This window comes from Aliiglaciecola sp. LCG003 (assembly GCF_030316135.1).
GTDB lineage: Bacteria > Pseudomonadota > Gammaproteobacteria > Enterobacterales > Alteromonadaceae > Aliiglaciecola.
On sequence record NZ_CP128185.1, the window covers coordinates 1,852,062 to 1,876,603 of the forward strand.

Below are 24,542 nucleotides of genomic sequence, written 5' to 3' on the forward strand. Positions count from 1 at the left end.
AACAATAATTTAAACGGAGACAAATACTGCTTGGTTTGGTTCACTGCGTGCACTATTTTAACCAAGTGTAGTGGCATAGTCATTCAAAAGGACACATAACACTTGGTTTTTGCTCCTTCTTCGCATAATTTAAGCAAATCCTTAGTGAGGCGTTAAGCCAGCAATAATAGGACATACACTCTCATTCAGGTTAACAATAAGCGAGACATATAATGAATAAACAACAAGCAACTAAGCAAGTGTTAATGGTTTTAACCTCTCATGCAGAGCTAGGTGATACCGGTGAAAAGACCGGATTCTGGGTTGAAGAGTTTGCCGCACCTTATTACACCTTTATCGATGCAGGTATAAAAGTAACGTTAGTGTCACCTGCAGGGGGCCACCCGCCTATCGATCCAAAGAGTGAACTTGAAGATTTTCAAACGCCATCTACCAAACGTTATGACGGCGATAGTGAAGCCCAAGCATTGATAGCAAACACGATTAAGCTGGCCGATGTTGACGCCTCTGATTTTGATGGGGTTTTCTATCCAGGCGGTCATGGACCATTGTGGGATCTTACCAATAACCAAGATTCAATTTCCTTAATTGAATCTTTCTTAGCTGCCAACAAGCCAGTTGCAGCGGTATGTCATGCTTGCACAGCATTGTTAAATATCAAAGATGCTGCTGGTCAGTATGTGGTCAAAGACAAGGCTGTAACCGGTTTTGCGAACAGCGAAGAAGAAGCTGTTCAATTAACAAATGTAGTTCCTTTCTTATTAGAAGATGAATTGATCAAGCGGGGTGGAAAATACCAGAAGGGGGCTGACTGGAATGCATTTGCGATTCAGGATGGCTTGTTGATTACCGGACAAAATCCTGCGAGCTCCGAACTAGCGGCGGAAAAATTATTGGCGGCTCTGGCCTAAGCTTAAACAGCTTAGATGCAGTGCTCTGGTTTTGTTCCCTACATAGGTTAGGATAGGTTCACGAAGGCACAAGACGTTATTAAACAGGCTCATTAATTGTTATTCCCTGCTAAGGCGTTCTAGTGTTTAGACACTAAAGTTGTAAATAGCTTGTAAAACCCTATTCAGTTATGGAAAACTGGCTGCTGGCTTAGCTTGTACTTATGCAAGGTATGAAATCTTTGTTATTTTTGCTTTGAGTCATCTTCGAGTTAATAAACCTCTCGAAGCCATAACGTTGTAAGCCTGTTATGAGTGGGTTGTTTGAAGTTGAATTTAGAGGCGCTATCATCGCCCCGATACTCTGCCTTATAGGGGGAGGCGTATTTGCCTCGCTAGCAAGCGTGTGGGACTTGATCATAGCGTTAGTCTATTTGGGATTATTTATACAAGCAGTCAGAGGGATAAGATGCCTTACGCAGCTTTGAGAAAAGTTAACCACTTCACCAAATTCAGTTAAATATAGTGATGTACTTTCAGGCCCCGTCCTAATAGGAATACCGGGCCTACACTGGTTTGTTAGCCTTACGCGTTAACGAATAGACTTTTGTAAAATTGCCAGCTATTGTAACCATAGAACGGAACGTGGCAGTCATAGGAGAAAAATTACATGAGTAAAATAGTTGATGAAGTCATCACAGCAAATGCTGACTATGTAGCAGATTTTGGCAGTAAGGGGGATTTGCCTATGCCCCCTGGCCGTCAATTCGCCATACTTACCTGTATGGACGCCCGCCTAGACCCAGCTAAATATGCAGGCCTTGCAGAAGGTGATGCCCATGTCATTCGTAATGCGGGTGGCAGAGCCAGTGATGATGCAATACGTTCATTGATCATTTCCTATAAGCTGCTTGGTACAAAAGAATGGTTTGTTATTCATCATACTGACTGCGGAATGGAAACCTTCAACAATGAAATAATGGGTGATCTTCTATCTGGTAGTTTACAGACGGCAAGTGTCGATGAATCCGGTTGGCATGATAGCCATGCGGGTGGGGGGACAACAGATGGTAAGTTCTTTGAATGGCTGACCATTAGCGATCAAAGTAAAAGCGTGTTGGCGGATGTTCAACGGATTAGAAATAACTCAATGGTACCTAAGGCAATTCCAATTTATGGTTATATTTATGATTGCAAATCGGGTCGACTGGTAGAAGTTCCTGAAGCTACAGAGGCAGGCAAGGCAAGTTGAAAAATCAGCGGTGAATTAGCCTGACGCCATACATAATGCACCTTCAATAGGTGAATAATGACAGTCGGTTAAAGCTAACTGGTTTTTCTAAGTTAGGCTTACTTATTTAAATAAGTCGGAGAACAGATGGGATTTAAATTTTGGATTATCCGTGCCCTTAACGTTTTTATTGGCGTGCTGGTAATACTGTTTATTGTTCAACTACTGAAACAGCACTCTGTCGAAGATGCTATTATTTTCGCATTAACATGGTCAGGCGTAGCGACCTTGGTATTTATAGGTTCAAGGGTTTATCAATCTCGCAAAGGTGCGGAGTGTGCACTGTGCAATGATACCCCTAGCAAAGAAAATAAGTGAATTTTAATCCTAGCGGCGAATAATGTAACCTATGTTGATTGAGATAGTGGCCCCCGTTTTTAAATGCAAAGAGGATGAGAAAATCTTCTTCTCACGCTTACAAGAAATAAACGGATTCGATTGTGTCATCGCTAAGGGGGCGGGTTGGTACCTGAGACTAACAGACAGTGTTAAGCAATCCTCGTTAATCGAGCTCGAGCAAATCTGTAAGATGTGGTGCTCTGAGTATAAAGCCCTTGAACAGTGATACTCATTAGAAAAACACCTGACCACAGGGCTGTGATGTTCTGCGGCTGTCGTGGTTTTTCGGCCCTTCTACCCCTAATATTTGATTTTCGATTAATCTCTAAGCTGTTTTCCCCCGTAGTCTTTGTTTACGTTAAAAGAGCGGAGAGTAAATGTGATATTAAGGGAGCACGAAGAGTCCAGAATTGTTGAGATGGCTTGGGAAGATAGAACCCCTTTTGAAGCGATAGAGCTTCAATTTGGGCTCAGTCAAAAAGCGCTTGTAGATTTGATGCGTCGAGCTATGAAACCCAGTAGCTTCAAACTTTGGCGTAGTCGGCACAGAGGTCGAACGACTAAACATCTAAGCCTGCGCTCACCGGAGATAAGCAGGGGTTATTGCCCCACACAATATAAGCACAAATAAAATTTCGAATTTACAGACTGCGTCGGCCAGTGCTTTCAAGCTGATATCATATTCTGACTCGGTAACTAGGACAGAATTGGTCTAGGCTGGGGATCTTTTTAAGCTGAAAATCCACAGTGGGGGGGAAGCAAGCAAGGGCTTGCTCTACATCACCAGTCTAGTCGTGTATTGGCGATTTGATTTTGAATCCCCAACTAGGATTATTCCAAAGGGAAGCGCTGTTTACCGGAGATTTAACTGGTCTAGTAGATCCCAGTTAACGCAACCGCCGGTTCATGCTGCTAACGATTTAGTCCGTTAACAAGGCGCGAATTTATCCTGCTGGGTCGACATTCATAGCCAGTCAGCCTAGAGCTTAATTGATTAGGCAATTAACACCCTATATCAGTATCTAGCTGTTTTAATGTTTCTCACAGTTTGTTCCAGGTTTAATTAATCTTTTTGCGCCATTTCTATAGCTTGAATTTGTTTTTGAATTTCCTCGGCCTGTTCAGTAATGATAGCGTAAGATTTTATATCACCCTTTCTCTGCGCAAGCATGGCTTGCTCAAGCTTTAAATAATAGCTTTTACGGAGCTTCTTCGTCGGGTCAGATTTGAATATTGAAAACATGTTGCCACTCAATTGGTATTAGTAATAGTTATGTACACAAGAAAATCGTTTAAGGATTAATTAGGTATAGACATAACGCTAAGTTCTATTCTGTTTTTTTTCTTTCACGGCTTCTCCATGTCTTGCGAGAGATTGAAGCATGTCTCCCATTACAAAAGGTTTAGCAATATGCTGCGAAAAGCCCGCTGCTTTATACCTGGCTATGTCTTGTTTCATTACGTTCGCCGTAATAGCAATAATGGGACCTTCAAACTTAGCCGCTCGCAATGCTTCGCAAGCGCTAATTCCGTCCATTACTGGCATTTGTATATCTAACAAAATCAAGTCTGGGATTTGTTTGGCAAATTCATCCAGCGCCTGCTGGCCATCACAACTGAACCTGACATTGGCATGGGTCTCTTCCAACATTGATTGCATTATGGTTTGATTTATTTCGTTATCCTCAGCCACTAATATATCAAGATGGGATAAATCTGGAATATTCCGATTTGAAGAGGATGATTTTTTAATTTTAGAACGGTCACATTTTTTCAATGGCAAATAGATGGTAAAATCACTGCCATGATTAGGCTCACTGTCCAATACAATCTTGCCACCCATTTGTTCGGTCAACTGTTTGGATATGCTCAGACCTAGGCCTGTACCACCGAACTGCCTGGTAATGGTTTCGTCCGCCTGACTGAAAGGCGTAAACAGATGTTTCTGGGTGCTCTGATCAATACCTATGCCGGTATCTTTGACCGATATAGCCAAACACACTTTGCCAAATTTAAGCACTTTGGCATTAACTTCAACGGTTACCTTGCCAACGGCGGTGAATTTAATCGCGTTGGATATAATATTGAGTAAAATTTGGCTGATCCTCGTGGGATCGCCTCTCCAGCCGTCATCAAAGGCTTCTTTATTAATAAATATCAATTCAATCTGTTTAGCTTCAGCCGCAGGCAGTAGGGTATGTTTTATATCTTCTAAGATGTCATTTAGATCAAAATCGATAGATTCTAATGCTAACTGACCGCTTTCTATTTTCGAAAAATCGAGTATGTCGTTAATGATTGTCAGTAATTTTTTTGCTGAGCGAATTGCGCTTTGTACTAATTGGTCACGCTTTTCGGCGGTCTGCTCTCTTTCTAATAACTGCAGTGTGCCCATTACTCCGTTCATTGGAGTGCGAATTTCATGACTCATATTGGCCAAAAATAAGCTTTTACTCTGATTGGATTGCTCGGCTTTTTGGGCCGCTAATTTATCAAGTTGCTGTAATTTTTTCTGTGCGGTGATGTCTATGATCGCACCCACGAACTCTTGCTCACCACTGGTGCCAATTTCTACTACACTGATTTGGCCGTCAAAGGTACTGCCGCCATTTTTAACGACTTTGATGTCTCTGGGTTTGCCTACAATGCTATTAAATTCGTCCTGTATAAAATTAACCAAATTATAGTTATGCTTCTTAGCATCACTTTCGAGCATCAACTTACTTACGTTGTGGCCGAGTATATCCGCTTTACTATAGCCTAAACACGCCACAGCAAAGTCATTTACAAAAGTCATGGTGCCTGCATGATCCGTGGCGATAATATTGACCTGCATTGAGTTTAAAATAGTTTCAATTTTGCGAGACGACATCTCTACGGCTCTTTGAGCGTTGGTGCGTTCAACCAACTCTCGCTCCAAACTCTGTGAGACGAGTTTGTGATTGAGCAATAACTCTGTGTTACGAATATAAACACCTAGCACAAAGGCGGTGAGCCCAGCCATTAGGAATGACATAAATAAGATAAGATTTGGCAGGTCTGAATGATACAGACTAATAAACTGCTCGCGAGGCTGGATTACTACATCAATAATACCGTTGGTTAGCTTTGCTTGAGCTGACATTATCGGCAGCGTTTGGCCGTTTCCCAAGCGCTCAATAGTTGAATAAGAGGCGCGTTCTCCAAAGCTTAGTTCTAGATTAAAATGTTGCTTAAAAAATGTGGATTTAGACAGCAGGTCTCGAACCCAATCTGTGATGTTCCACATCATAATTTGATAACCACTGTTACTGTTTGCGTCAGTAAATGGGACAACAAAGAGTAAGTTATCTGATTGGTTGAGTAGGGGCACAATTTCGCCGCTCGAGTCTAACGCTGGCTGCTGCGCTAAAAAAGTTAATAGCGCGGGTTTCACCTCAGCATAGAAATCAATTTTACTATATTGCTCATCACTGGATTGAAATAATTGACCATCTTTACCACTTAGATATAAGTGAATTAGGCTATCAAAACCCTCAATATGTTGATTCGCATCACTAGTCCAGTCATACGAACTGTTCAAACCAGCCATTTCTAAGCGGGATTTTAAGCGCAATTGAGATGCGATTAGCGCTTCTGACTGTGCTTCCATGAATCCAATAAAGTCATCACTATAAGCTTGAATCGACAGCTCTAGTTTTTGTTTTTCATTGTTGTTTTGGAAGTTAGCGATATAAGCGCCGAAGGCAATTATGGTAACAAATACGCATATTCCTAATACATGTCCTTTTGACATTTCATTTCCTACTAAACTATAACTGTTGTCAGCTATCCACTTATTTGTGTGGGTAAGCTATATTTAAAATCTGTTAGCTAATGATTGAGACCCTTTGACTTGTCTCGCTCTTCCAAGGGAGTACTCATTCTTGCATGCTGCTGAATGAGGCTACTTTTATGGTTTTTGAGATATTTCCGTTGGCTTTATATAATGCGTCGTCGGCTAGAACAATAATATCCTCAAGCAGGTTTGGTTCCTGTTTGTACGCCGAACCAAAATTAGCAGTGACTTTAACCACATCATCGCCCAACAAAACGGCATGATTAATCATTTTCCTGACCATGCGTTGCGCAATCGTAAGGGCTAGGACTTCGTCCGTTGCAGGTAATAAAATGACAAATTTTGCGCCATCCCAACGGGCAATAACATCTTGTTCACGGATCTCGGTTTTCAATACACAAGACATTTGAATCAACACTTTATCACCACCTTCTCGGCCGTGTTCTGTATTGATTTGGGCAATATTCTCTAGCTCAATTAATATCACCGACAAGCTCTGCTTAGCTCGACGAATCTGCAAGAACTGTGAGGTCAATTGCGCCCGTGTTGGCAAACCTGTTAATGGATCAGTTTTATCATTGTCTTTTAATTCTTCTAACACGTAACCAAAGAATAAACGCAGTATTATAAAGGCAAAGATCATCACCGCCAGCATTTGAACGGCATGCTTGACGAACACTAGGGTAGTTTCATTTTGTCGGGAATTTAATGGATTAATGATAAAAACACGCCAATTGAGACCTTTAAGGTTAGTCTCAGTGATGAGGTACTGGGTAGAGTCCATATTGACGACAATATTATTGAGCCTTTCTACACTCAAATCTTGAGCTTTTATGTTTTTGAACCAAGGTACGTCTTGTAGTTGTAAAACACGTTTTCCATCTGCCACCACACTCGTATCAGAAGAAAGCACCACGTCTTTATTTTGATCTACAAAAATAAAATCATAGCCAAACTCATCTTTGAATCGTTCGAATGATTTTATAAAGCTATTGAGGCGACGCCCAATGCCGATAAATCCTAAAAATTCACCTTCGTCGCTGAAAATTTTGACGTCGAAGTAAATATGTATATCAGTACGATTGCCTAGCGCACCAATAATTTTTTGCGGAACTTGTTTGCTGCGAAAATACCATTCTACTTTACCTTCTTCTAAGTCCATGGTGCTTCCATCGGAATTATATTGTTTTCTGTTGACTTCACTGGCGACAAAAAATTGCATGCCATATTCTTGCTGCAAGTTTTTCACTTCCAACAATAGCGCTTGCTCATCAATTTTGGGGCTATCTAGCAAGTTTTTAAGTACAGACGAACGGGAAAGGGTTTCGGATATATGCAAAGGTTTTACTAACTCTTCAACAATCACCTCAAGTGCAGGAGCTAAGGATTGTTGATGTTTTCGACTTTGGGTTTCAACGGATTTGGACACGGTAACGAATGCACTAATCGCAAAAGCTGAAGCTACCAATATTATCAGGGTCGTTATCTCCAATGAGAATCGACGTGCGAAAGATTCCATAATGTCCCAATAAGTAAGTAAAAAATACGCGTTGATACACTACTATTTTGCGTAATTACGCGCTATTCAACTTTGGTCTAGTGCTAAGTGACTCAGGTCGCAACTGTGTTTGGACAATCTTAAATAGCTGTGGTCATAGGAGAATAATATTTGCTCGAACGCGACTAATTTATATCTTTCACAACAAAGCTGAGCAGGCAATGCGGTCTTTTCATTCAGTCACGTCTAGTCGATTTAATCCAACTTTACTCCTAAGATCATGCCTAAGTTTAGACCGATTGATGTTAATACCTTCAAATTATTCCCGATTATCAATACACGGGTTTTTATTGTGACAATGTCGATCACTTTTAATCCAGTTTAGGGAGATAGTGAAATACCAGATTTAGGATAGACTTCAACTAAGCCGCGCTGATTAATATAACACCTAATCACGGCCAGCTTTACTGCAAAGCACAAGAGTGGAAGCTCTTCTTGGACTTATAAGTTCTGCATCGCCAGTCTAATGAGTGTTGAGTATAGAGAGGGAGGAGAAGTGCATTAACGGGCACATTTATTTCAGCGGAAAAACAGATACTTCCAAATTGCAACTAACCTAATTTCAAAATTGACCTATATTTAATACTCAATTAGTACATGTTTGAGCTGTAGATGCTGCCATTTATTCACTCGATACGCGCGAAATCAGACCTTCAACAGTTGGCTGGTATTAACAACCGGTTCGCTATCATAGTCCAAGGATACTAATCCTTCACTTAATCAGTTTATCTTGCATTTATCATGGTTTGATAGAGAGTTTTGATATGGGTTCAGGTCAACTAGAACGGTCAGTTACCTTATCTAAATTGGACATTCAAAATGACATCCTAAGTCAGTTAACTAAAAGGGATTTTATTATTGAGTTTAATTACATAAGTTTCTAAAAATACCTGCATATAGAGGTTAATTTATGTTATTTTTCTCATTCATTTTATATCAAAAGACTTTTAAATAATGAAGCTGTGGCTCAAGGATGATCTAGCATCCAGAAAAATAGTGGTCCAGCGTGCGGTACTCTTTTCCACAATTACCTTATTCATTTTATTTGTGTTTCAACCTTTTGGCACCAGTAATCATTCAATCTCATATAAATTTCTTCGACTATCTGGTTATGGTTTGGTTACGTTTTGTGCTCTATTGTTATCTGGAGCATTAGAAATAGGCTCAATTCGCCTGAAAATCAAAAGCAAATTCCGCTTGATGGCTCTTCCTTGCATTTATATTGGCACTGTATCAGTGTTTAATCATAGCTATTTTGTCGTCGCAATATATGGAAATTGGTATTGGAAAAATCAATTACTATTTGTTTTGTATACATTAGCAATAGGTTTGTTTCCGATCATTTTTATTTACCTTGTTAATCACCATGCAAGAAAAGCCACTTTGTCACCCCAGGTTATTGAAGCCGAAAGTATAGTTAAGAATTGCCAAGATAGGTTAGCTAATATCGAGCCTATATCATCCAAACTATTAACTTTAACGGGCGAGAATAAAGGTGACAAAATACAAATAGCGTTATCGCAGATCTTATATATAAAATCGGCTGATAATTACTGTGAGCTTGCAATTTTCAATGACCAACGGGTTAGTCATCAATTATTACGTAGTTCACTTACAAGTATTTTAAAACAACTACCAGAAAAATCATTGGTGCTGCGCTGTCATCGTTCTTATGCAGTAAACTTGGCATTAGTAGAAACTAGTTCGGGAAATGCTGGCGGTTTAAAATTAGTAATGAAGTCTATTGGTGTCAATGTCCCTGTATCCCGAACTTACGTCGACACGATAAAACAAGCCTTGTTGTTAGTCCCAGAGGCTTGTTAATCTCCCCTAATCCTTGTAATTAATACCTTTGCTTGGGGTTTATCCCTATTTAATCGATATTAGATTGAGTGTTCGTCATGCTTAACTTGAAATTTAAACTTTAGTTAAGAAGGCACATATGGATAACAAGATTAAAACACTGATAATGATAGCCACCTTTATTTTCTGTCACTATGTGATGCGATATTTTTGGGGCGCTGGTTGGAGTGAATTTTTATTAGCACAAGATCAGCAATCTCACCTTCTTTTAACCCCAGCAAAGTATCTATTTATTTATGGTCCCTTAGTGTTGGTTGCAACATTGTTATTTAAACAGGTGGAATTACTCGAAATTTTAGGTTTAAAAATTGAAGGTTTTAAAAATTACTTCTTAGCAGCTGTAGTGTGTTGCTTACCAATGACCTTAGGATACGCTTATTTAAGTAGTGAGTTAAACCTTGAGCTATCGGGAATAATGGTAGGTTCAGTGTATGCTGGAGTGTTCGAAGAGATTCTTTTCAGAGCGGTCTTATTTGGGGTTTTATTTAGGTATTGCCGATTGGGATTTATCCCCGCCGCTTTAGTCAGTTCAGTCATATTTGGTATGGGACATATATATCAAGGACATGACGCACTTTCTGCCTTTGCGTCTTTCGCTGTAACCTCTGTAGCAGGTACTTGGTTTGCATGGTTATTCTGTGAATCAGGCTATCGGATTTGGTTTCCTTTGTGGATGCATATTTTTATGAATGCTTCATATGGGATATTCGGTATGTCAGGTGGTGCGGCCGGTGATTTAGAGGGCAATATATTTAAGGCCAGCTCAATAATTTTAAGTTTGGTTTACATTAATTTGCTTGTTCGCCGAGGCAAGAAGCGCGAAATAACCCTTGCATCATTGTGGAAAAATCAATCCATTGAAAATTCACTAACACCTCAATACAGCTAGGAAGATTAACTATGTTTGACTTATTTTTAGTCATGATGGCGCTTACATCACCAATTTTAATTACTATATTTGTGCGCAATTACTTTAATTATAAATCGGAGGTCAATCAAAAGTTGTTAGCGCTACAAAAAGAAAGCAATAGTCATACAGCAGTAGCAACGACGAAGAGATTAGATATATTGGTTGATAGAGTGATAGTGCTCGAAAAACTAGTTACTAATAGCAATATCGACTTGAGCCGAGAAATAAATAGATTATGATTGTTTTAATAACTATTAGGATAAATATCGAGGGAACTTGGTCATTAATTGTTCCTGAAGCACACACAAAAGCTGGCGATTTTAAAGCTCATAAAGCATCGAAACAGGCGATTATCGGTTAATTTTCGCTAACATATTTTAGAAATAAAAAAGCCCAATTTAGTTTAAATTGGGCTTTTTCATATGCGTTATTGAGTCGTTAAAGTTAAAAACTAATCTTCTACTTTTACCGCCCACATATCATGTTCATCGGCATGAATGATTTGACCCCAGATCAGATCTCCAGGTTTTACATCGAATTCATCGGTTAAATAAACACTACCGTCTATCTCAGGAGCATCGGCGAAGCAGCGTCCAACCGCACCTTCGCTAGTCACTTCATCAATTAGTATTTGATATTCCAAGCCAATTTTTTGTTGCAATTTTGCAGCACTGATTTGAGATTGAACCGCCATAAAACGGGCAAGACGTTGCTCTTTAACATCTTCAGAAACTGGATCAGGCAGATCATTGGCTTTAGCACCATCTACTTCTGAATACTTAAAACAACCCACACGGTCCAATTGCGCTTCTTCGAGAAAATCCAGTAGCTGTTGAAACTCTTCTTCCGTTTCACCCGGAAACCCAACGATAAAGGTTGAACGAATGATCAAAGTCGGACAAATTTCTCGCCACTTTTTAATCCGTTCCATGGTTTTCTCTGCTGCCGCAGGGCGCTTCATTAACTTGAGTATACGTGGGCTAGCGTGTTGGAACGGTATATCTAAATACGGCAGTATTTTACCCTCAGCCATCAGTGGAATAATTTTGTCCACAGATGGATAAGGGTACACATAATGAAGTCGAACCCATATACCCATCTCACCGAGTTTTTTACACAAGCCTAACATATCGGTTTTGACCGGCATGCCATCCCAGAAACCCGTTTGGTATTTAACATCAACCCCATAGGCACTGGTATCTTGTGAGATGACTAGTAACTCTTTTACCCCGGCATTTTTTAAGCGTTTGGCTTCATCGAGTATCTCGCCCACTGGACGGCTAACGAGGTCTCCGCGCATGGAAGGTATAATACAAAACGTACAACGGTGGTTGCAGCCTTCAGATATTTTTAGATAAGCATAATGTTTAGGGGTTAGTTTTACGCCGTGATCAGGCACCAATTGCATGAAAGGATCATGTTGGGGTTTAGGTAAATGTTGGTGAACCTGGGTTACTACTGATTCGTAAGCATGGGGTCCGGTAATCGCCAAAACATTAGGATGCACTTGACGAATTTCATCCTCTTTAACACCTAAGCAACCGGTGACTATAACCTTGCCATTTTCGGCCAAAGCTTCGCCGATGGTATCCAAGGATTCCTGCACCGCAGTATCAATAAACCCACAGGTGTTCACAATTACCAAATCGGCATCATTGTAAGTCGGAACCACATCATATCCTTCGGTTCTGAGCTGAGTAAGAATGCGCTCTGAATCCACCAGGTTTTTGGGGCAACCTAAGGAAACGAAACCAATACGACTGCCACTTGATGATGAGGTTGCGCGCTCATTTTCCAATACCTTTAATGGCGTCTCTAAGGTTGTGGTTTGCTTAGGAGTAAATTGTTCTACTGACATACTGTGCCTTGCTGCTCTGACTTCAATCGAATGAGTTAAGCGTGATGAAAAAAGGTAATAACTGGATGCTTGCAAATAAGCTGTTATTTTGCGTTGACCGTTATCTAATCGCGCGGATTATACAGCAATGTATTTGAGCATGGTAGTTTACTGTTTTGAGTTAGCTAGCTTGTGAGTGACCAAATTAGCAACGTCTTTTACTCAATGGCGTTTAATAAAGCACTATGCTACTCCGTAAAAAATTGTCAGAAAAATATACACCTTTGGGTTTATGGCCATTTTAATATTTCTTAATTATCTGAAAAATATAGGTTTATGACTCACGGTTTGATTTATGCGTGCTTGTTTTTTAGGCTGGTGAAATTTGTTCCTAAGGTTTGATTGAAGTAGTGTGGGTGCCGATGATGATGTATAGCCATTAGTATAAAAAATGATATTTTTTAAAATAACTGAAAGGAAATACTGATGAAATCAACATTTTTCAAAACGACGCTGGTCGGTTTGATGTTTTGTCTAGGTAACTCTGCTAACGCTGCGCTAATTACTACAGATGTTGGGTATAGCGGGATGGGATTGAACCTCACCGCATATCAAAACGGAAGTTATAATTTTACTTTCGGCCCAGAGGTCTTGCCAGGCGGGATTACTTTTACAGCAGCACCAGGTGGCGGTGGAAATAGTGGCTCGGGTTCAGTAATTGGACAAGGTGGCTACGGCTTAGGGGCGAACGGTTCCTTTGGTGGTGATGCAGTCTATATAGGTGTTGATTCAGCAACCGGTTACGCAGACCTTAGTTTTGACAGTGCGGTTTCTACCTTCGGTGCTTATATAAATTATTGTCCAAGTTGCAATGGGGATAATCCCTTTATTGCTGCACTAGATGAATTCGACAATGTAGTTGAAACCTGGGATCTTTCAGTCTCTGCTGCCATTTCTACGCCAGGCGGCTTCAATGATTTTCGCTTTAGAGGGATAGATTTGGGCGCAAGTTCCTTCAGCAAATTCAGATTTGGTGGAAATTACATATTGTTGGCAGCTTCTCCTGACGGAGATCCTATTGGCCAGACCCCGATCCCAGAGCCTTCGACCTTAGCCATATTTGTATTAGGTATTATGGGTTTAGCATCAAGAAGATTTAACAAACAATAAGCGAATCTGTCCCACCTAATAGTTAAAACAAAAAGCACCATTTATCTGGTGCTTTTTTCATATCCAAAACACCTCAGCCAACACTCTCCCTCTACTACATCAATGAACATGGCTCATAGGTATTTATTCTGTCTGTCCTGTGAGAATTGCTTTGTAGACGCTGGTTTTGTTAAATCAGCGTTTATCACAGTCTTGTACATAGATAGGTAAAAGACTAGACTAAAATCAATTCCAGTAGATTACATTGCTCAATGATTAGGAATGATATTTTTCATTTCCCAGTCGAAAATAATAATTGGCTAGGACGGTTTTTTGAAAGCCCTAAAATTAACATCAATTTTTTTTATTGTTTGGATTATTGCCTGTCCAGTGGTATTTGCGCAATCCAGCATTCAGATCGACGAATTTATTCAAAACTCACAAGTCGAAACCTACGATTGCCCTGCAGACCATGTCCAACAAATGGTTGAAGAGTATTTGGCACTGCCAACCATTACTGCGATGCAGGGTTTTCAACTAAAAGTAATGAGTACCCAGCATCAAGTTTGTGTCGGTAAATATCAAGAGGCTAAAAATGAATTATTAGCACTGATAAAAGATCCTAACGTGCAAATGAATCAAGAGTACTTCGCAGATGCGATTTATCAATTAGGTTTTATCGCTGACGTATATGAAAACCCTGAGCGTTGCGGATACTACAGCCGTGCTAAGAATTTAGCCGAAAACAAATATTCTGATATCAGTTTAAGCTCTGAGTTGGGCTTAATTACTATGTGTAATGAGCATAACGATGAGGGGATAAAACTCGGTAAATTGTATGCCATGCTAGAACGTTACAGTGCAAAAGGTAATAGCGCAGCAGCAGTAGCGACAATCCACAATAGTATTGGCTTGTTGTACGGCGAGTTGGGGCAACATGTGCTCGCAGCGGAACAATACCAAAAAACCTATGAATTAGGGTTTAACACCTATTCGGGCTCAAACCGGATTGCAACGTTAATTAGTGTCATTTCATCTTTAATGGCCAGTGGTGAATTTGACCAAGCCAAGCAGGTAATAGATGAGTTAAAAGTTCAAAATCAACTAGTTGATACCCCCTTGTCAAATGTGTGGTTGCACTTCGCAGAGGCAGGTTATCATTACCGCACAGGCAATATAGATGCGCTACGCAACAGCTTAGCCCGTTGGAAAATTTATTTAGACCGCATTAGCAGCCCCTTATACGAAGGATTGTTTAAATGGTATAGCGCGGTGCCGTGTCTAGCGGATGGGGATAAAGCCTGTTTAACTGAGTTCTTAGCCCAAGAGAAAGACTTTAGTCCGGGTTTATACTCGCTTTTGAGGCGCAACAAAGACTTCGTGAAATTTAAAGTTGAGATAGCGTTATTTTTTGGTGATATTGAAGGCGCTCAACAAGACTTCCAGCTGTTTTCGGACATGATGTTTGATAAAATGTGGCAGCAGCAGGCATCCGGCAAAGTGTTGGGCGTAGCTAATCTACATGGTCAAGTTTTGAATTTAGAAGCCAGTCTAGAAGAATCAGAGAATTTCCGTATTCAAGCGATAGTGCTAGTGGTGTCTATTTCATTATTTGTATTGGGTATTATTTTGTTTTTTGGCAGAAAAAAATATCTGAATAGTAAGTCATATGATTCAGCCACAAACTTGCTCAATAACCGAACCGCATTAGCTAAAATCCGTCGGGTGCCCCCGCCATCTGCAGGCAGAACAAACGCATTGGCGTTGTTTGATTTAGGCAACTTTCGCGAAGTGAATCGCCAAATTGGTGCAACCAATAGTGATCTGGCTTTACAACAAATTGCCCATGCCTTTAGTCAGGTTACCCGTGATAGAGATATTCTAGGTCGTTTTGCACCTGAACAATTTATTGTGTGTTTAACCGATATAGAGGAAGACTCAGCTAAATCATTTTTTGAACGTATGCGTTATGCGTTAGAAAATACCATGTTAGGCGATCATCAGGGTGACAAAGTAAGTATACAGTCGAGTATGAGTGTCTATGTCACAGGGCATAAATTTGACGACTTAGACGAAGTACTTGATGATATGCAGCTTTCACTAGGCATAGAAACGGTCCGAGCATGAATAACAATCTATCTGTGTATGAGGCCAAAACCGACACGCAAATTCAGCAATGCTGTGTGGTACTACATCAACTTAGGACTGAATATAGCGTGGCGCAAATCAAGCAATCCGTGCTAGCTCAAATGCAGGAAGGCTACTTACTGCTGTGTGCCAAGTATAATGATGAAGTAGCAGGTGTGGGCGGTTTTAGGCTGTCAAGGAATTTGGCCTGGGGGAAATTTCTCTATATCGATGATCTCATCGTATCTAGTGAAGTCCGCAGCGCTGGTATCGGAGCGAAAATGCTTGAGTGGTTGAGCGATTATGCAGAAGCTAACCAGTGCCAACAAATACACCTCGACTCTGGTGTTCAGCGCTTTGCAGCTCATAAATTTTATTTGAACAAAGGTTTTCATATTTCCAGCCATCATTTTACAAAGAAACTCTGACTTATTATGCGTAAATTGTTATTACCTTTACATCATTATGATGAAGCGGGCCGGATAAAACCGCCTAAATTTTTTTGGATTTGTGGCTTGCTGTTAGCCAAAAGTTATTTTATTTTTGTTGTGTCTATGAGTAATTTAAAAGACTCAGACATGTTGTTGGATTTTTTTTATCCTGATGCGTCAGAAATGTATTTAGGCTTTATTATTGGTGCAGGAGCGGTGATTGCCATGCTCATTACCGCCCATCGAGAAAAGTGGTGGAGCGGTAGGTTAGCGATCTTGGGTTACTTGATTAAGCCCTTATTAATGTTGACATTGATGTTAGATATCGGCCATCAAATACAAATTGCAATTGAAGGAAATTGGCAATTTTCTTGGGTAATCGGCCTATTTATCATGATTGATGCAGTGTTGTTTTATTGGTTGATAAAAAGTCGTCATGTGAGGCTAATGCTGGCAGATTGGAAACCGCACTGATCTCTGCGGTTCCCTGTCGCAATTATCTATTGAATACTGTTGCCCACTGCTTGTTCGAAATAGTTATTAACACTTATCTGACTATCGTTAACCAATCTTTGATAGCAGATACCAGCAAATGCATATGACTTCCCAGCATATTCAACCACGATGTAAGGGGCGTCTTGATCTGATTCATCGTAACGCCAATGCCCCCCAACTAATTGTTTATAAATTTCACCTATGTAGGCACCGTAGATATTACATATTGTGAAAACAGCATTGTCTTCTAGCGCCTGATCTTTATATTTGTCTATCCATGCCAAAATCACACTATCTACCAGCGCGATACTCTCAACTGAGCCATCAAGGTCAATATTAAATTCAGTTTTAGTGGTTTCAATGGCATTTTGAGCACTGTCAGCCATAAGTTGATCAAGTTCTTCTTGGGTCATTCGCATGGCCGGTCCTTTTTAGTGAATTACAACGGTCGCATTGATTGTCGCTATTATTGATCTATTTGTCGAATTTATCCTGTTTAACTAGTTTATTACTCGATACAGACAGGTCTGAAATAGTTAGTTTTGTTTTAATCCCACTAACGGGCTAAAAATTTGTTGATGGCTCTGGATGCGGCAAAAAAACCAAAGCTTGCGGTTACCGCAACTGAAGCACCGAATCCAGAGTTGCAATCCAACTTCATGCTTTCTTGGTTATTAGGTTTATTATGACAAACGCTGCCATCAGTCTGCGGGTAGCGTAATTGCTCGGTTGAATAGACACATTCAACTGCAAACCGGCGTTTCGGGTTAGTACTGAAACTGTGAAAGCGACGCAACTGAGAGCGCAGTTTAGCGGCTAAGGGATCTTGTATGGTTTTACTAAGATCACCTACTGTAATCAAGGTCGGGTCTATCTGGCCTCCTGCGCCCCCAGTGGTGATAATCTTAATTTTGTTACGCTTGCAATGGGCTATCAAGGCGGCTTTAGCCACAACGCTGTCAATGGCATCAATAACATAATCCATTTGCGGCTGAATATATTCACCGACATTTTCTGCAGTGACGAAGTCTTCGATGCAATTGATTACACACTCAGGATTTATTTGCTTAATTCGTTGTGCCATCGCATCAACTTTGGACTCGCCCACGGTGCTATCCAAGGCGTGCAATTGACGATTGATGTTGGTGGTACAAATATCATCCAAATCAATTAACGTGATCTGGCCAACAGCGGTCCGTGCTAAAGCTTCAGCAACCCAAGTGCCAACACCACCAATACCCACAACACAAAAGTGTGCTTGACGTAACTTGTCGGTTTGCATCTGACCATACAATCGCTCAGTACCGCCAAAACGGTTTTTAATATTTGTCATATAATTTGGATTGTGGCTTATAAAATTGCGCGAAGTATATCAATATAGGGTCACAAATCTATATGCAGTAGCACAGATGCTAAATAAATATGACATTGCGGTAGTTGGGGCTGGTATTGTTGGTGCCGCCACTGCCTTGACTCTTAAAAGACGATACCCCAGCAAAAAGATCGTCTTACTTGAAAAAGAGCAGATGTGTGCACAGCATCAAACTGGGCGCAATTCAGGGGTGATTCACGCGGGGGTTTATTATCCCGCTGGTAGCCTGAAGGCCAAGCTGTGTAGGGAAGGCCTCACGCAAACTATCGAATTCTGCCAGCGCAATAACATCCCTTATCAGCAGTGTGGCAAACTGATCGTCGCAACGTCTGACTTAGAACAACACAGACTGCATGATTTGTATTCACGTTGTGTGGAAAATGATTTAAATCCGATTAGGTTGAGCCAACAGCAGTTAAAACAACATGAGCCTGACGTGAAGGGCAAGGAAGCGATTTTAATTAAGCAAACTGGAATTACCGATTATTCTACAATTTGTCGAAGTTTAATTGATAGATTTCAGCAGTTGGGCGGGGGGGTGATGTATGGATTTAATCTGCGCAAAATTATACAACATACCAATAGTGTTGATCTGTTCGCCGCTAAGCAAATACTTAATACTGGCTTCTTGGTCAATTGCACTGGATTGATGACTGACAGGGTCGCGAAAGCTTTTGGGTTAGAGCTGGATTTTAAGATCATTCCCTTTAAAGGCGAATATTTTCGCTTACCGAAAAAATACAATGATACATTTAAGCACTTAATCTACCCCGTTCCCGATCCCAATTTACCCTTTTTGGGAGTACATTTGACTAAAATGATCGATGGTAGCGTGACGGTTGGGCCAAATGCCGTGCTAGCTATGGCGCGAGAAGGATATAGCAAAACCGCATTCAACCTAAAGGATTTTACCGATACCCTTAGCTTTGCAGGTTTCTGGCGATTGTTATCCCAGCACAAGACTAGTGTGATTGATGAGTTAAAAAATTCATGGTCTAAACAGGGCTATTTGAATCAAGTACATAAATATTGTGAGCAAATTCTCATAGACGAATTATTACCTTTTCGAAGTGGAGTAAGGGCGCAAGCAGTGGACAATAATGGTGAAATGATCCACGATTTTAAATTTGCCAGCAGTGAGTTGAGTTTCCATGTTTGCAACGCCCCTTCACCTGCAGCTACCTCAGCATTGCCAATAGCTGAAGAAATTGTGCGCAATATTGCGCAAAAGCTTGAATAAACCAAAATCTAAGGCAAATTAAGCGTTTAAATGCATTCAATGATTGAATAGTAGTAAAAGCTTTTATAGCATTCGCACATCGAGTTAAGACGCGGAAGTCAATGATTGTCAGTCCGTTCAAAAATAAAGGAATTTTAATGAAACCAGTTATATTAGCCGGTGGCTCGGGTAGTCGTTTGTGGCCAAAATCTCGCGCCGCATTGCCCAAACAGTTCTTATCCTTAACCGAAGAGCAAACCATGTTGCAAAGCACCGTGAGTCGATTGGATGGTTTAGATGTTGAACCTGCTATTTTTATATGCAATGAAGCCCATCGCTTTTTAGTGGCTGAACAGCTGCGCCAACAAGGCCGTCAGCATGGCGGCATCTTACTCGAACCTATGGGCAGAAACACGGCTCCGGCTATTGCTTTAGCCGCCTTGCATGCGCAATTAAATGGTGAGGATCCAGTCTTACTAGTGCTGGCTGCGGATCATTTAATTAAGGATCAACGTGCTTTTCATAAAGCGATTGCCCATGCTAATGCCCTAGCATTGTCAGGAAAACTCGTCACCTTTGGGATCGTGCCTGACAGTCCTCATACTGGCTATGGTTATATTCGCCGAGGTGAGCAGCTCAATCAAGCTGAGACGGGCTTTGCGGTTTCGCAATTTGTTGAGAAGCCTGACGCAGATACAGCCAAAAAATATATCGATAACGGCGATTATTTTTGGAACAGCGGTATGTTCATGTTCAAAGCATCCCGCTATTTACAAGAATTAGAAAAATTTGCCCCCAAGATGCTCGAAATCTGTAAACAAGCCATCTCTACCGAAGCCAAAGACTTGGATTTTGTCAGAATCGATTCCGCTATCTTTGCCACTTGCCCAGATGATTCGGTTGATTACGCGGTGATGGAAAAAACCGACGATGCCGCTATGGTGCCCTTAAATGCGGGTTGGAATGATGTCGGTAGCTGGTCTTCATTGTGGGAAACAGCAGATAAAAAAGATAGTCAGGGAAATGTCACTGTCGGTGATGTGATGTTAGCTGATGTGCGTAACAGTTATGTTAATTCTGAGCAGCGCTTAATTGCAGTAGTCGGCTTAGATGATGTGGTAGTGGTTGAGACCAAAGATGCGATTTTGGTAGCCAATAAAAACAAAGTCCAAGATATCAAAACCATAGTTAATAGCCTAAAACAGCAACATCGACCAGAATTCGAATTCCACCGCGAGGTTTTTCGTCCTTGGGGAAGTTATGATTCTATCGATAACGGCCAACGTTTTCAGGTTAAGCGCATAACCGTTAATGCCGGTGAAAAATTGTCGGTGCAAATGCATCATCATCGTGCAGAGCATTGGATCGTTGTCTCGGGAACCGCAAAGGTCACTAATGGCGACAAAACCTTCTTAGTTACTGAAAATGAATCAACCTATATTCCTATCGGCGTGGTTCATGCTTTGGAGAATCCAGGCAAATTACCGCTAGAGTTGATTGAAGTTCAATCTGGTAGTTATTTGGGCGAAGACGATATCGTAAGATTTTCTGACCGCTATGGCCGTAGCCAAGACAAGAAGGGCAAGTAAATGCAGATCAGTTGTTTCAAAGCTTATGATATACGCGGAAAATTAATCGAACAATTAGATGAAAATGTCGCGTATCGCATTGGCCGCGCCTATGCACAATTTTTAAACGCTAAGCGTGTTGTTGTTGGCGGCGATGTACGCCATACCTCTGCACCGTTGAAGCTGGCGTTAAGCGCTGGTTTGATAGACGGTGGTGCCGAAGTCATTGACTTGGGAATGACAGGTACAGAAGAAATATACTTCGCTACCAAACACTTAGGTGTTGATGGTGGTATCGAAGTGACTGCTAGTCATAATCCAATTGATTACAACGGCATGAAACTGGTTAAGGCCGGCTCCCGACCCATCAGTGGTGACACCGGGTTGTTTGCAATTAAAGATATTGCCGAGCAATTCGAACAGTCTGACGTTGATGCACGCTTAGCATTTTACGCTGAAAAAATTGCTTCAGATGAAGCATTTCTTAAAGGGCAGGGCAGTGTCACTGTGGCTAAATTGGCTGATACAGGCCACTACACCATTAAGTCTTGCATGCCAGCATATGTTGAACATATGTTATCTTACGTGGACTTGGCCAAATTTAAGCCACTCAAATTAGTGGTCAATGCTGGTAATGGTGCTGCAGGAGATGCGCTTGATGCAATTGAACAGCAACTGATTGCCCATGGTATCCCGATAGAAATTATTAAAGTGCATCATCAAGCCAATGGCGACTTCCCACATGGTATTCCGAATCCATTGCTACCGGAGAGCCGCGCGGACACGGCTAATGCTGTGATCAATAATAAGGCTCATATGGGAATTGCTTGGGATGGTGATTTTGACCGGTGTTTCTTGTTTGATGAAAAAGGCGATTTTGTTGAAGGTTATTATATTGTCGGCCTGCTGGCCAAAGCCTTTTTAGATAAAGATAGCAACAGTAAGATCATTTACGACCCCAGAGTTTACTGGAATACTGAAGATATCGTGCAAGCTGGCGGTGGTACACCGATAAAAAGTAAAACCGGCCATGCGTTTATCAAAGAGCGGATGCGCGCTGAGGATGCCGTATATGGCGGTGAAATGAGTGCTCACCATTATTTCCGTGATTTCGCATATTGCGATTCTGGCATGATCCCTTGGTTGTTGGTGGCTGAGTTACTCTGTACTTCTGGCCGATCTTTGTCTGAGCTGGTGAAACAGCGTATTGCAGCGTTTCCCTCTTCTGGTGAAATAAATAGTTTGCTGAGTGATGCGGATGCCGCTTTGAAAAGAGTTATCGACGCATATCAACCTCACGCCAGCGTGATCGATAATACCGATGGCGTAGGCTTAGAGTTTGGTAATTGGCGCTTTAATTTGCGTAAATCAAACACCGAACCTGTTATTCGTCTTAATGTGGAGTCTCGTGGAGATATCCCCTTGATGGAGCAGAAAACCAAAGAGCTGCTAGATCTTATCCGCGCTTAACTAAATCAAGTAGCAGTCAGCTTTTGAGTTGATTGCTACTTAGCTCAAGTTCTGCGGCCAGCAGCTTAGAAACCAGTATAAAGCAGCCAAATCATCATCAAATGCCCACCCATACTGATGGCAGTTAAGCGTATTCGTAATGAGCGATACCAAACTTGCTGATCCATTACACTAAATTCGTAAATCAACACCAGTAGATAGCAACACAGTAGTACCCAAAGTACATTCATTGCCGGTAGTAATGCTAGGGCAAACCAGCCGATTAGACTCGGTAGCATGGCAATGTACAACTGTGAGCTAGATTTATCGAAACGGATTGCATCCTGCCACAATACACCGCCAAGAAATGACAAAATGATGACGGAGTATTGGTTGAAGAAGCTCACTCCTTCGAAGAAGGATACTGTGCCCCAAACGGTCAAAAAAGGCAGTAATATAAATGGGATGAGTCCGGCATATCCGAGAATTTGACAGTGGATGGCTTTATTCATATGCAACGTCCAACGAAAAAAATAGCGCCATTTGGCGCTATTTTAGTGAGTGATATTAAAAATTACTTTTTAATAGGGGTATATTTACGTTGTACTTCACCCGTATATAATTGACGAGGACGACCGATTTTTTGACCGGGCTGGCTCAACATTTCATGCCAATGAGAAACCCAACCTACGGTTCTTGCCAAAGCAAAAATACAGGTAAACATATTGGTTGGAATACCAATTGCTTTGAGGATGATACCGGAATAAAAATCAACGTTCGGGAACAACTTCTTCTCAGCGAAGTAGGGGTCGCTCAACGCAATTCTTTCCAGTTCCATCGCTACATTTAGCAAAGGATCATCGATTTTTAGTTCTTCCAACACTTCATGACAACTTTCACGCATAACTGTTGCACGAGGATCAAAGTTTTTATAAACCCTATGACCAAAACCCATTAAACGGAAAGGGTCGTTCTTGTCTTTAGCACGAGCGATAAATTCAGGTATACGGTCTACTGAACCGATCTCTTGTAGCATGTTTAGACATGCTTCATTTGCGCCACCATGGGCTGGTCCCCACAATGAGGCAACACCTGCAGCGATACATGCATAAGGGTTAGCACCTGAAGAACCAGCTAAACGCACGGTGGAAGTTGAAGCGTTTTGCTCGTGATCGGCATGCAGTGTGAAAATTCTATCCATTGCTCTGGACACTGCAGGGCTGAGCACATAATCCTCTGCAGGAACAGAGAACATCATATTTAAGAAGTTTTCTGCATAGCTAAGGTTATTCTTAGGATAAACAAAAGGTTGTCCAACACTGTATTTGTAACACATTGCCACTAGAGTGGGCATTTTAGCCACTAAGCGGTATGCACTGCGCAGACGTTGTTCCGGATCTGAAATATCTAAATCATCATGATAAAAACTTGCTAACGCACCCACTGTTCCGCATAGCATTGCCATCGGATGAGCATCGCGTCTAAAGCCCCTAAAGAAGTTAGTTACTTGATCATGGACCAAAGTGTGGTGGGTGATAGTATTTTTAAAATCTGCATACTCTTCAGACGTCGGCGTTTTGTCGTGTAATAACATGTAGCACACTTCAATATAATCAGCATCACGGGCTAATTCTTCGATAGAGTAACCACGATGTAATAACACACCCTTAGCGCCATCAATGAAGGTAATGGATGATTCGCATGAACCAGTAGCCATAAAACCAGGGTCAAAAGTAAAATAACCATGCGCACCTAAAGAACGAACATCAATTACATCGTTCCCAGCAGTACCCGATAAAATCGGAAGCTCTACTTCTTTATCACCTACTTTTAAAATGGCTTTCTGTTCTGCCATAAGATGTTCTCCTCAGACTAGTTCTGTAGACGTTAAATGAATATATTTTCAACGACCTTGAAAAAAAGTGTCGCTATTTGTACTTATAAAGTCACATTAAGTCAATTTTAATGCGTGAATGGTTAATATATATTCTGATGATGGACCAATAGTATACGATGTAAACATTAACTTTGGTTCATAACACTTTAATAAAGAACAAAAATTGTAATTAATCAAAACGCTGGATATACTTTGATGCATTAAATGCGCTGAAAATGCTTAATTGTTAAAGGTTTAACGTTTTATTAACAATACTTTAACCTTAGAGCCGTTTTGAACAGAAAATGTCATTTAATGGATTAAAGGTAAATCCTTTAGTTTTTAAATATA

Annotated in this window: 22 protein-coding genes; 14 read left to right on the top strand and 8 right to left on the bottom strand. The window is 40.9% G+C overall.

The genetic code is table 11. The features are described from left to right. Positions 1 to 212 precede the first annotated feature (212 nt). The 4 genes from QR722_RS07925 (at position 213) to QR722_RS07940 (ending at position 3,151) form a co-directional block, all read left to right on the top strand. A complete protein-coding gene (locus QR722_RS07925; protein ID WP_286286892.1) occupies positions 213 to 911 on the top strand; it encodes a type 1 glutamine amidotransferase domain-containing protein in 699 nt (232 codons plus the stop codon). A gap of 649 nt (positions 912 to 1,560) precedes the next feature. Beyond that, complete coding sequence (locus QR722_RS07930) at positions 1,561 to 2,142, top strand: beta-class carbonic anhydrase (protein WP_286286894.1); 582 nt, start codon at positions 1,561 to 1,563, stop codon at positions 2,140 to 2,142. A gap of 126 nt (positions 2,143 to 2,268) precedes the next feature. Beyond that, positions 2,269 to 2,499 carry a hypothetical protein gene (locus QR722_RS07935; protein ID WP_286286896.1) on the top strand — a complete coding sequence of 77 codons (231 nt, stop codon included), beginning with the start codon at positions 2,269 to 2,271 and terminating at the stop codon, positions 2,497 to 2,499. A 400-nt stretch (positions 2,500 to 2,899) separates the two neighbouring features. Further along, the gene (locus QR722_RS07940) at positions 2,900 to 3,151 is read left to right on the top strand and encodes a TIGR03643 family protein (protein ID WP_286286898.1); all 252 of its coding nucleotides are present in this window, start codon (positions 2,900 to 2,902) and stop codon (positions 3,149 to 3,151) included. A gap of 432 nt (positions 3,152 to 3,583) precedes the next feature. On the opposite strand, the gene QR722_RS07945 is transcribed toward QR722_RS07940, so the two are convergent. The 3 genes from QR722_RS07945 to QR722_RS07955 form a co-directional block, all read right to left on the bottom strand. Further along, on the bottom strand, positions 3,584 to 3,763 hold the full coding sequence (locus QR722_RS07945; protein ID WP_286286900.1) for a DUF6435 family protein: 180 nt from the start codon (positions 3,761 to 3,763) through the stop codon (positions 3,584 to 3,586). Between the two features lie 78 nt (positions 3,764 to 3,841). Further along, a complete protein-coding gene (locus QR722_RS07950) occupies positions 3,842 to 6,295 on the bottom strand; it encodes an ATP-binding protein (protein ID WP_286286902.1) in 2,454 nt (817 codons plus the stop codon). Positions 6,296 to 6,419: 124 nt separating this feature from the next. Continuing rightward, the gene (locus QR722_RS07955) at positions 6,420 to 7,856 is read right to left on the bottom strand and encodes a sensor domain-containing diguanylate cyclase (protein ID WP_286286903.1); all 1,437 of its coding nucleotides are present in this window, start codon (positions 7,854 to 7,856) and stop codon (positions 6,420 to 6,422) included. Between the two features lie 1,176 nt (positions 7,857 to 9,032). On the opposite strand from QR722_RS07955, the gene QR722_RS07960 reads away from it, so the two are divergent. From QR722_RS07960 to QR722_RS07970, 3 genes are all read left to right on the top strand, one after another. Then, positions 9,033 to 9,719 (top strand): LytR/AlgR family response regulator transcription factor, encoded by a 687-nt coding sequence (locus QR722_RS07960; RefSeq protein ID WP_286286906.1) that lies wholly within the window; start codon positions 9,033 to 9,035, stop codon positions 9,717 to 9,719. Positions 9,720 to 9,837: 118 nt separating this feature from the next. After that, positions 9,838 to 10,647 (top strand): CPBP family intramembrane glutamic endopeptidase, encoded by an 810-nt coding sequence (locus QR722_RS07965; protein WP_286286908.1) that lies wholly within the window; start codon positions 9,838 to 9,840, stop codon positions 10,645 to 10,647. Between the two features lie 11 nt (positions 10,648 to 10,658). Further along, the gene (locus QR722_RS07970; protein ID WP_286286910.1) at positions 10,659 to 10,907 is read left to right on the top strand and encodes a hypothetical protein; all 249 of its coding nucleotides are present in this window, start codon (positions 10,659 to 10,661) and stop codon (positions 10,905 to 10,907) included. Positions 10,908 to 11,119: 212 nt separating this feature from the next. Here QR722_RS07970 and rimO read toward each other — a convergent pair whose 3' ends face one another. After that, a complete protein-coding gene (gene rimO / locus QR722_RS07975; protein ID WP_286286912.1) occupies positions 11,120 to 12,526 on the bottom strand; it encodes a 30S ribosomal protein S12 methylthiotransferase RimO in 1,407 nt (468 codons plus the stop codon). Between the two features lie 465 nt (positions 12,527 to 12,991). Here rimO and QR722_RS07980 point away from each other — a divergent pair, with 465 nt between their 5' ends. The 4 genes from QR722_RS07980 (at position 12,992) to QR722_RS07995 (ending at position 16,686) form a co-directional block, all read left to right on the top strand. Next, positions 12,992 to 13,675, top strand: coding sequence for a PEP-CTERM sorting domain-containing protein (locus QR722_RS07980; RefSeq protein WP_286286914.1), 684 nt, complete (start codon positions 12,992 to 12,994; stop codon positions 13,673 to 13,675). Between the two features lie 312 nt (positions 13,676 to 13,987). Beyond that, positions 13,988 to 15,781, top strand: a complete 1,794-nt coding sequence (locus QR722_RS07985) for a GGDEF domain-containing protein (RefSeq protein ID WP_286286916.1) — start codon at positions 13,988 to 13,990, stop codon at positions 15,779 to 15,781. Further along, on the top strand, positions 15,778 to 16,209 hold the full coding sequence (locus tag QR722_RS07990; RefSeq protein WP_286286918.1) for a GNAT family N-acetyltransferase: 432 nt from the start codon (positions 15,778 to 15,780) through the stop codon (positions 16,207 to 16,209). The genes QR722_RS07985 and QR722_RS07990 overlap by 4 nt, the downstream gene beginning before the upstream one ends. Before the next feature lie 6 nt (positions 16,210 to 16,215). Then, complete coding sequence (locus tag QR722_RS07995) at positions 16,216 to 16,686, top strand: DUF2919 domain-containing protein (protein WP_286286920.1); 471 nt, start codon at positions 16,216 to 16,218, stop codon at positions 16,684 to 16,686. 26 nt (positions 16,687 to 16,712) lie between these two features. On the opposite strand, the gene QR722_RS08000 is transcribed toward QR722_RS07995, so the two are convergent. Both QR722_RS08000 and tcdA read right to left on the bottom strand, forming a co-directional pair. Then, positions 16,713 to 17,126 (bottom strand): hypothetical protein, encoded by a 414-nt coding sequence (locus tag QR722_RS08000; RefSeq protein ID WP_286286922.1) that lies wholly within the window; start codon positions 17,124 to 17,126, stop codon positions 16,713 to 16,715. 137 nt (positions 17,127 to 17,263) lie between these two features. Then, entirely contained in the window at positions 17,264 to 18,040 is a 777-nt protein-coding gene (gene tcdA, locus QR722_RS08005) for a tRNA cyclic N6-threonylcarbamoyladenosine(37) synthase TcdA (protein WP_286286924.1), read from the bottom strand. Positions 18,041 to 18,116: 76 nt separating this feature from the next. Here tcdA and lhgD point away from each other — a divergent pair, with 76 nt between their 5' ends. The 3 genes from lhgD to QR722_RS08020 all read left to right on the top strand — a co-directional run bounded on the left by lhgD (position 18,117) and on the right by QR722_RS08020 (position 22,336). Beyond that, positions 18,117 to 19,319 carry an L-2-hydroxyglutarate dehydrogenase gene (gene lhgD, locus QR722_RS08010; protein ID WP_286286926.1) on the top strand — a complete coding sequence of 401 codons (1,203 nt, stop codon included), beginning with the start codon at positions 18,117 to 18,119 and terminating at the stop codon, positions 19,317 to 19,319. 137 nt (positions 19,320 to 19,456) lie between these two features. After that, positions 19,457 to 20,887 carry a mannose-1-phosphate guanylyltransferase/mannose-6-phosphate isomerase gene (locus tag QR722_RS08015; protein ID WP_286286928.1) on the top strand — a complete coding sequence of 477 codons (1,431 nt, stop codon included), beginning with the start codon at positions 19,457 to 19,459 and terminating at the stop codon, positions 20,885 to 20,887. Continuing rightward, complete coding sequence (locus QR722_RS08020) at positions 20,888 to 22,336, top strand: phosphohexomutase domain-containing protein (RefSeq protein WP_286286929.1); 1,449 nt, start codon at positions 20,888 to 20,890, stop codon at positions 22,334 to 22,336. 65 nt (positions 22,337 to 22,401) lie between these two features. Here the strand turns inward: QR722_RS08020 and QR722_RS08025 are convergent, their stop codons facing one another. Beyond that, entirely contained in the window at positions 22,402 to 22,827 is a 426-nt protein-coding gene (locus QR722_RS08025; RefSeq protein WP_286286932.1) for a DUF3429 domain-containing protein, read from the bottom strand. Between the two features lie 62 nt (positions 22,828 to 22,889). Further along, the gene (gene gltA, locus QR722_RS08030; protein WP_286286934.1) at positions 22,890 to 24,170 is read right to left on the bottom strand and encodes a citrate synthase; all 1,281 of its coding nucleotides are present in this window, start codon (positions 24,168 to 24,170) and stop codon (positions 22,890 to 22,892) included. Between the last annotated feature and the right edge of the window lie 372 nt (positions 24,171 to 24,542).

Bases quoted from the DNA above. Each gene is read 5' to 3' on its own strand.
- QR722_RS07925 (WP_286286892.1), top strand. From the start codon at position 213: ATGAATAAACAACAAGCAACTAAGCAAGTGTTAATGGTTTTAACCTCT.
- QR722_RS07930 (WP_286286894.1), top strand. From the start codon at position 1,561: ATGAGTAAAATAGTTGATGAAGTCATCACAGCAAATGCTGACTATGTA.
- QR722_RS07935 (WP_286286896.1), top strand. From the start codon at position 2,269: ATGGGATTTAAATTTTGGATTATCCGTGCCCTTAACGTTTTTATTGGC.
- QR722_RS07945 (WP_286286900.1), bottom strand. From the start codon at position 3,763: ATGTTTTCAATATTCAAATCTGACCCGACGAAGAAGCTCCGTAAAAGC.
- QR722_RS07950 (WP_286286902.1), bottom strand. From the start codon at position 6,295: ATGTCAAAAGGACATGTATTAGGAATATGCGTATTTGTTACCATAATT.
- QR722_RS07955 (WP_286286903.1), bottom strand. From the start codon at position 7,856: ATGGAATCTTTCGCACGTCGATTCTCATTGGAGATAACGACCCTGATA.
- QR722_RS07965 (WP_286286908.1), top strand. From the start codon at position 9,838: ATGGATAACAAGATTAAAACACTGATAATGATAGCCACCTTTATTTTC.
- QR722_RS07970 (WP_286286910.1), top strand. From the start codon at position 10,659: ATGTTTGACTTATTTTTAGTCATGATGGCGCTTACATCACCAATTTTA.
- rimO (WP_286286912.1), bottom strand. From the start codon at position 12,526: ATGTCAGTAGAACAATTTACTCCTAAGCAAACCACAACCTTAGAGACG.
- QR722_RS07980 (WP_286286914.1), top strand. From the start codon at position 12,992: ATGAAATCAACATTTTTCAAAACGACGCTGGTCGGTTTGATGTTTTGT.
- QR722_RS07990 (WP_286286918.1), top strand. From the start codon at position 15,778: ATGAATAACAATCTATCTGTGTATGAGGCCAAAACCGACACGCAAATT.
- QR722_RS07995 (WP_286286920.1), top strand. From the start codon at position 16,216: ATGCGTAAATTGTTATTACCTTTACATCATTATGATGAAGCGGGCCGG.
- QR722_RS08000 (WP_286286922.1), bottom strand. From the start codon at position 17,126: ATGCGAATGACCCAAGAAGAACTTGATCAACTTATGGCTGACAGTGCT.
- tcdA (WP_286286924.1), bottom strand. From the start codon at position 18,040: ATGACAAATATTAAAAACCGTTTTGGCGGTACTGAGCGATTGTATGGT.
- lhgD (WP_286286926.1), top strand. From the start codon at position 18,117: ATGCTAAATAAATATGACATTGCGGTAGTTGGGGCTGGTATTGTTGGT.
- QR722_RS08015 (WP_286286928.1), top strand. From the start codon at position 19,457: ATGAAACCAGTTATATTAGCCGGTGGCTCGGGTAGTCGTTTGTGGCCA.
- QR722_RS08020 (WP_286286929.1), top strand. From the start codon at position 20,888: ATGCAGATCAGTTGTTTCAAAGCTTATGATATACGCGGAAAATTAATC.
- QR722_RS08025 (WP_286286932.1), bottom strand. From the start codon at position 22,827: ATGAATAAAGCCATCCACTGTCAAATTCTCGGATATGCCGGACTCATC.
- gltA (WP_286286934.1), bottom strand. From the start codon at position 24,170: ATGGCAGAACAGAAAGCCATTTTAAAAGTAGGTGATAAAGAAGTAGAG.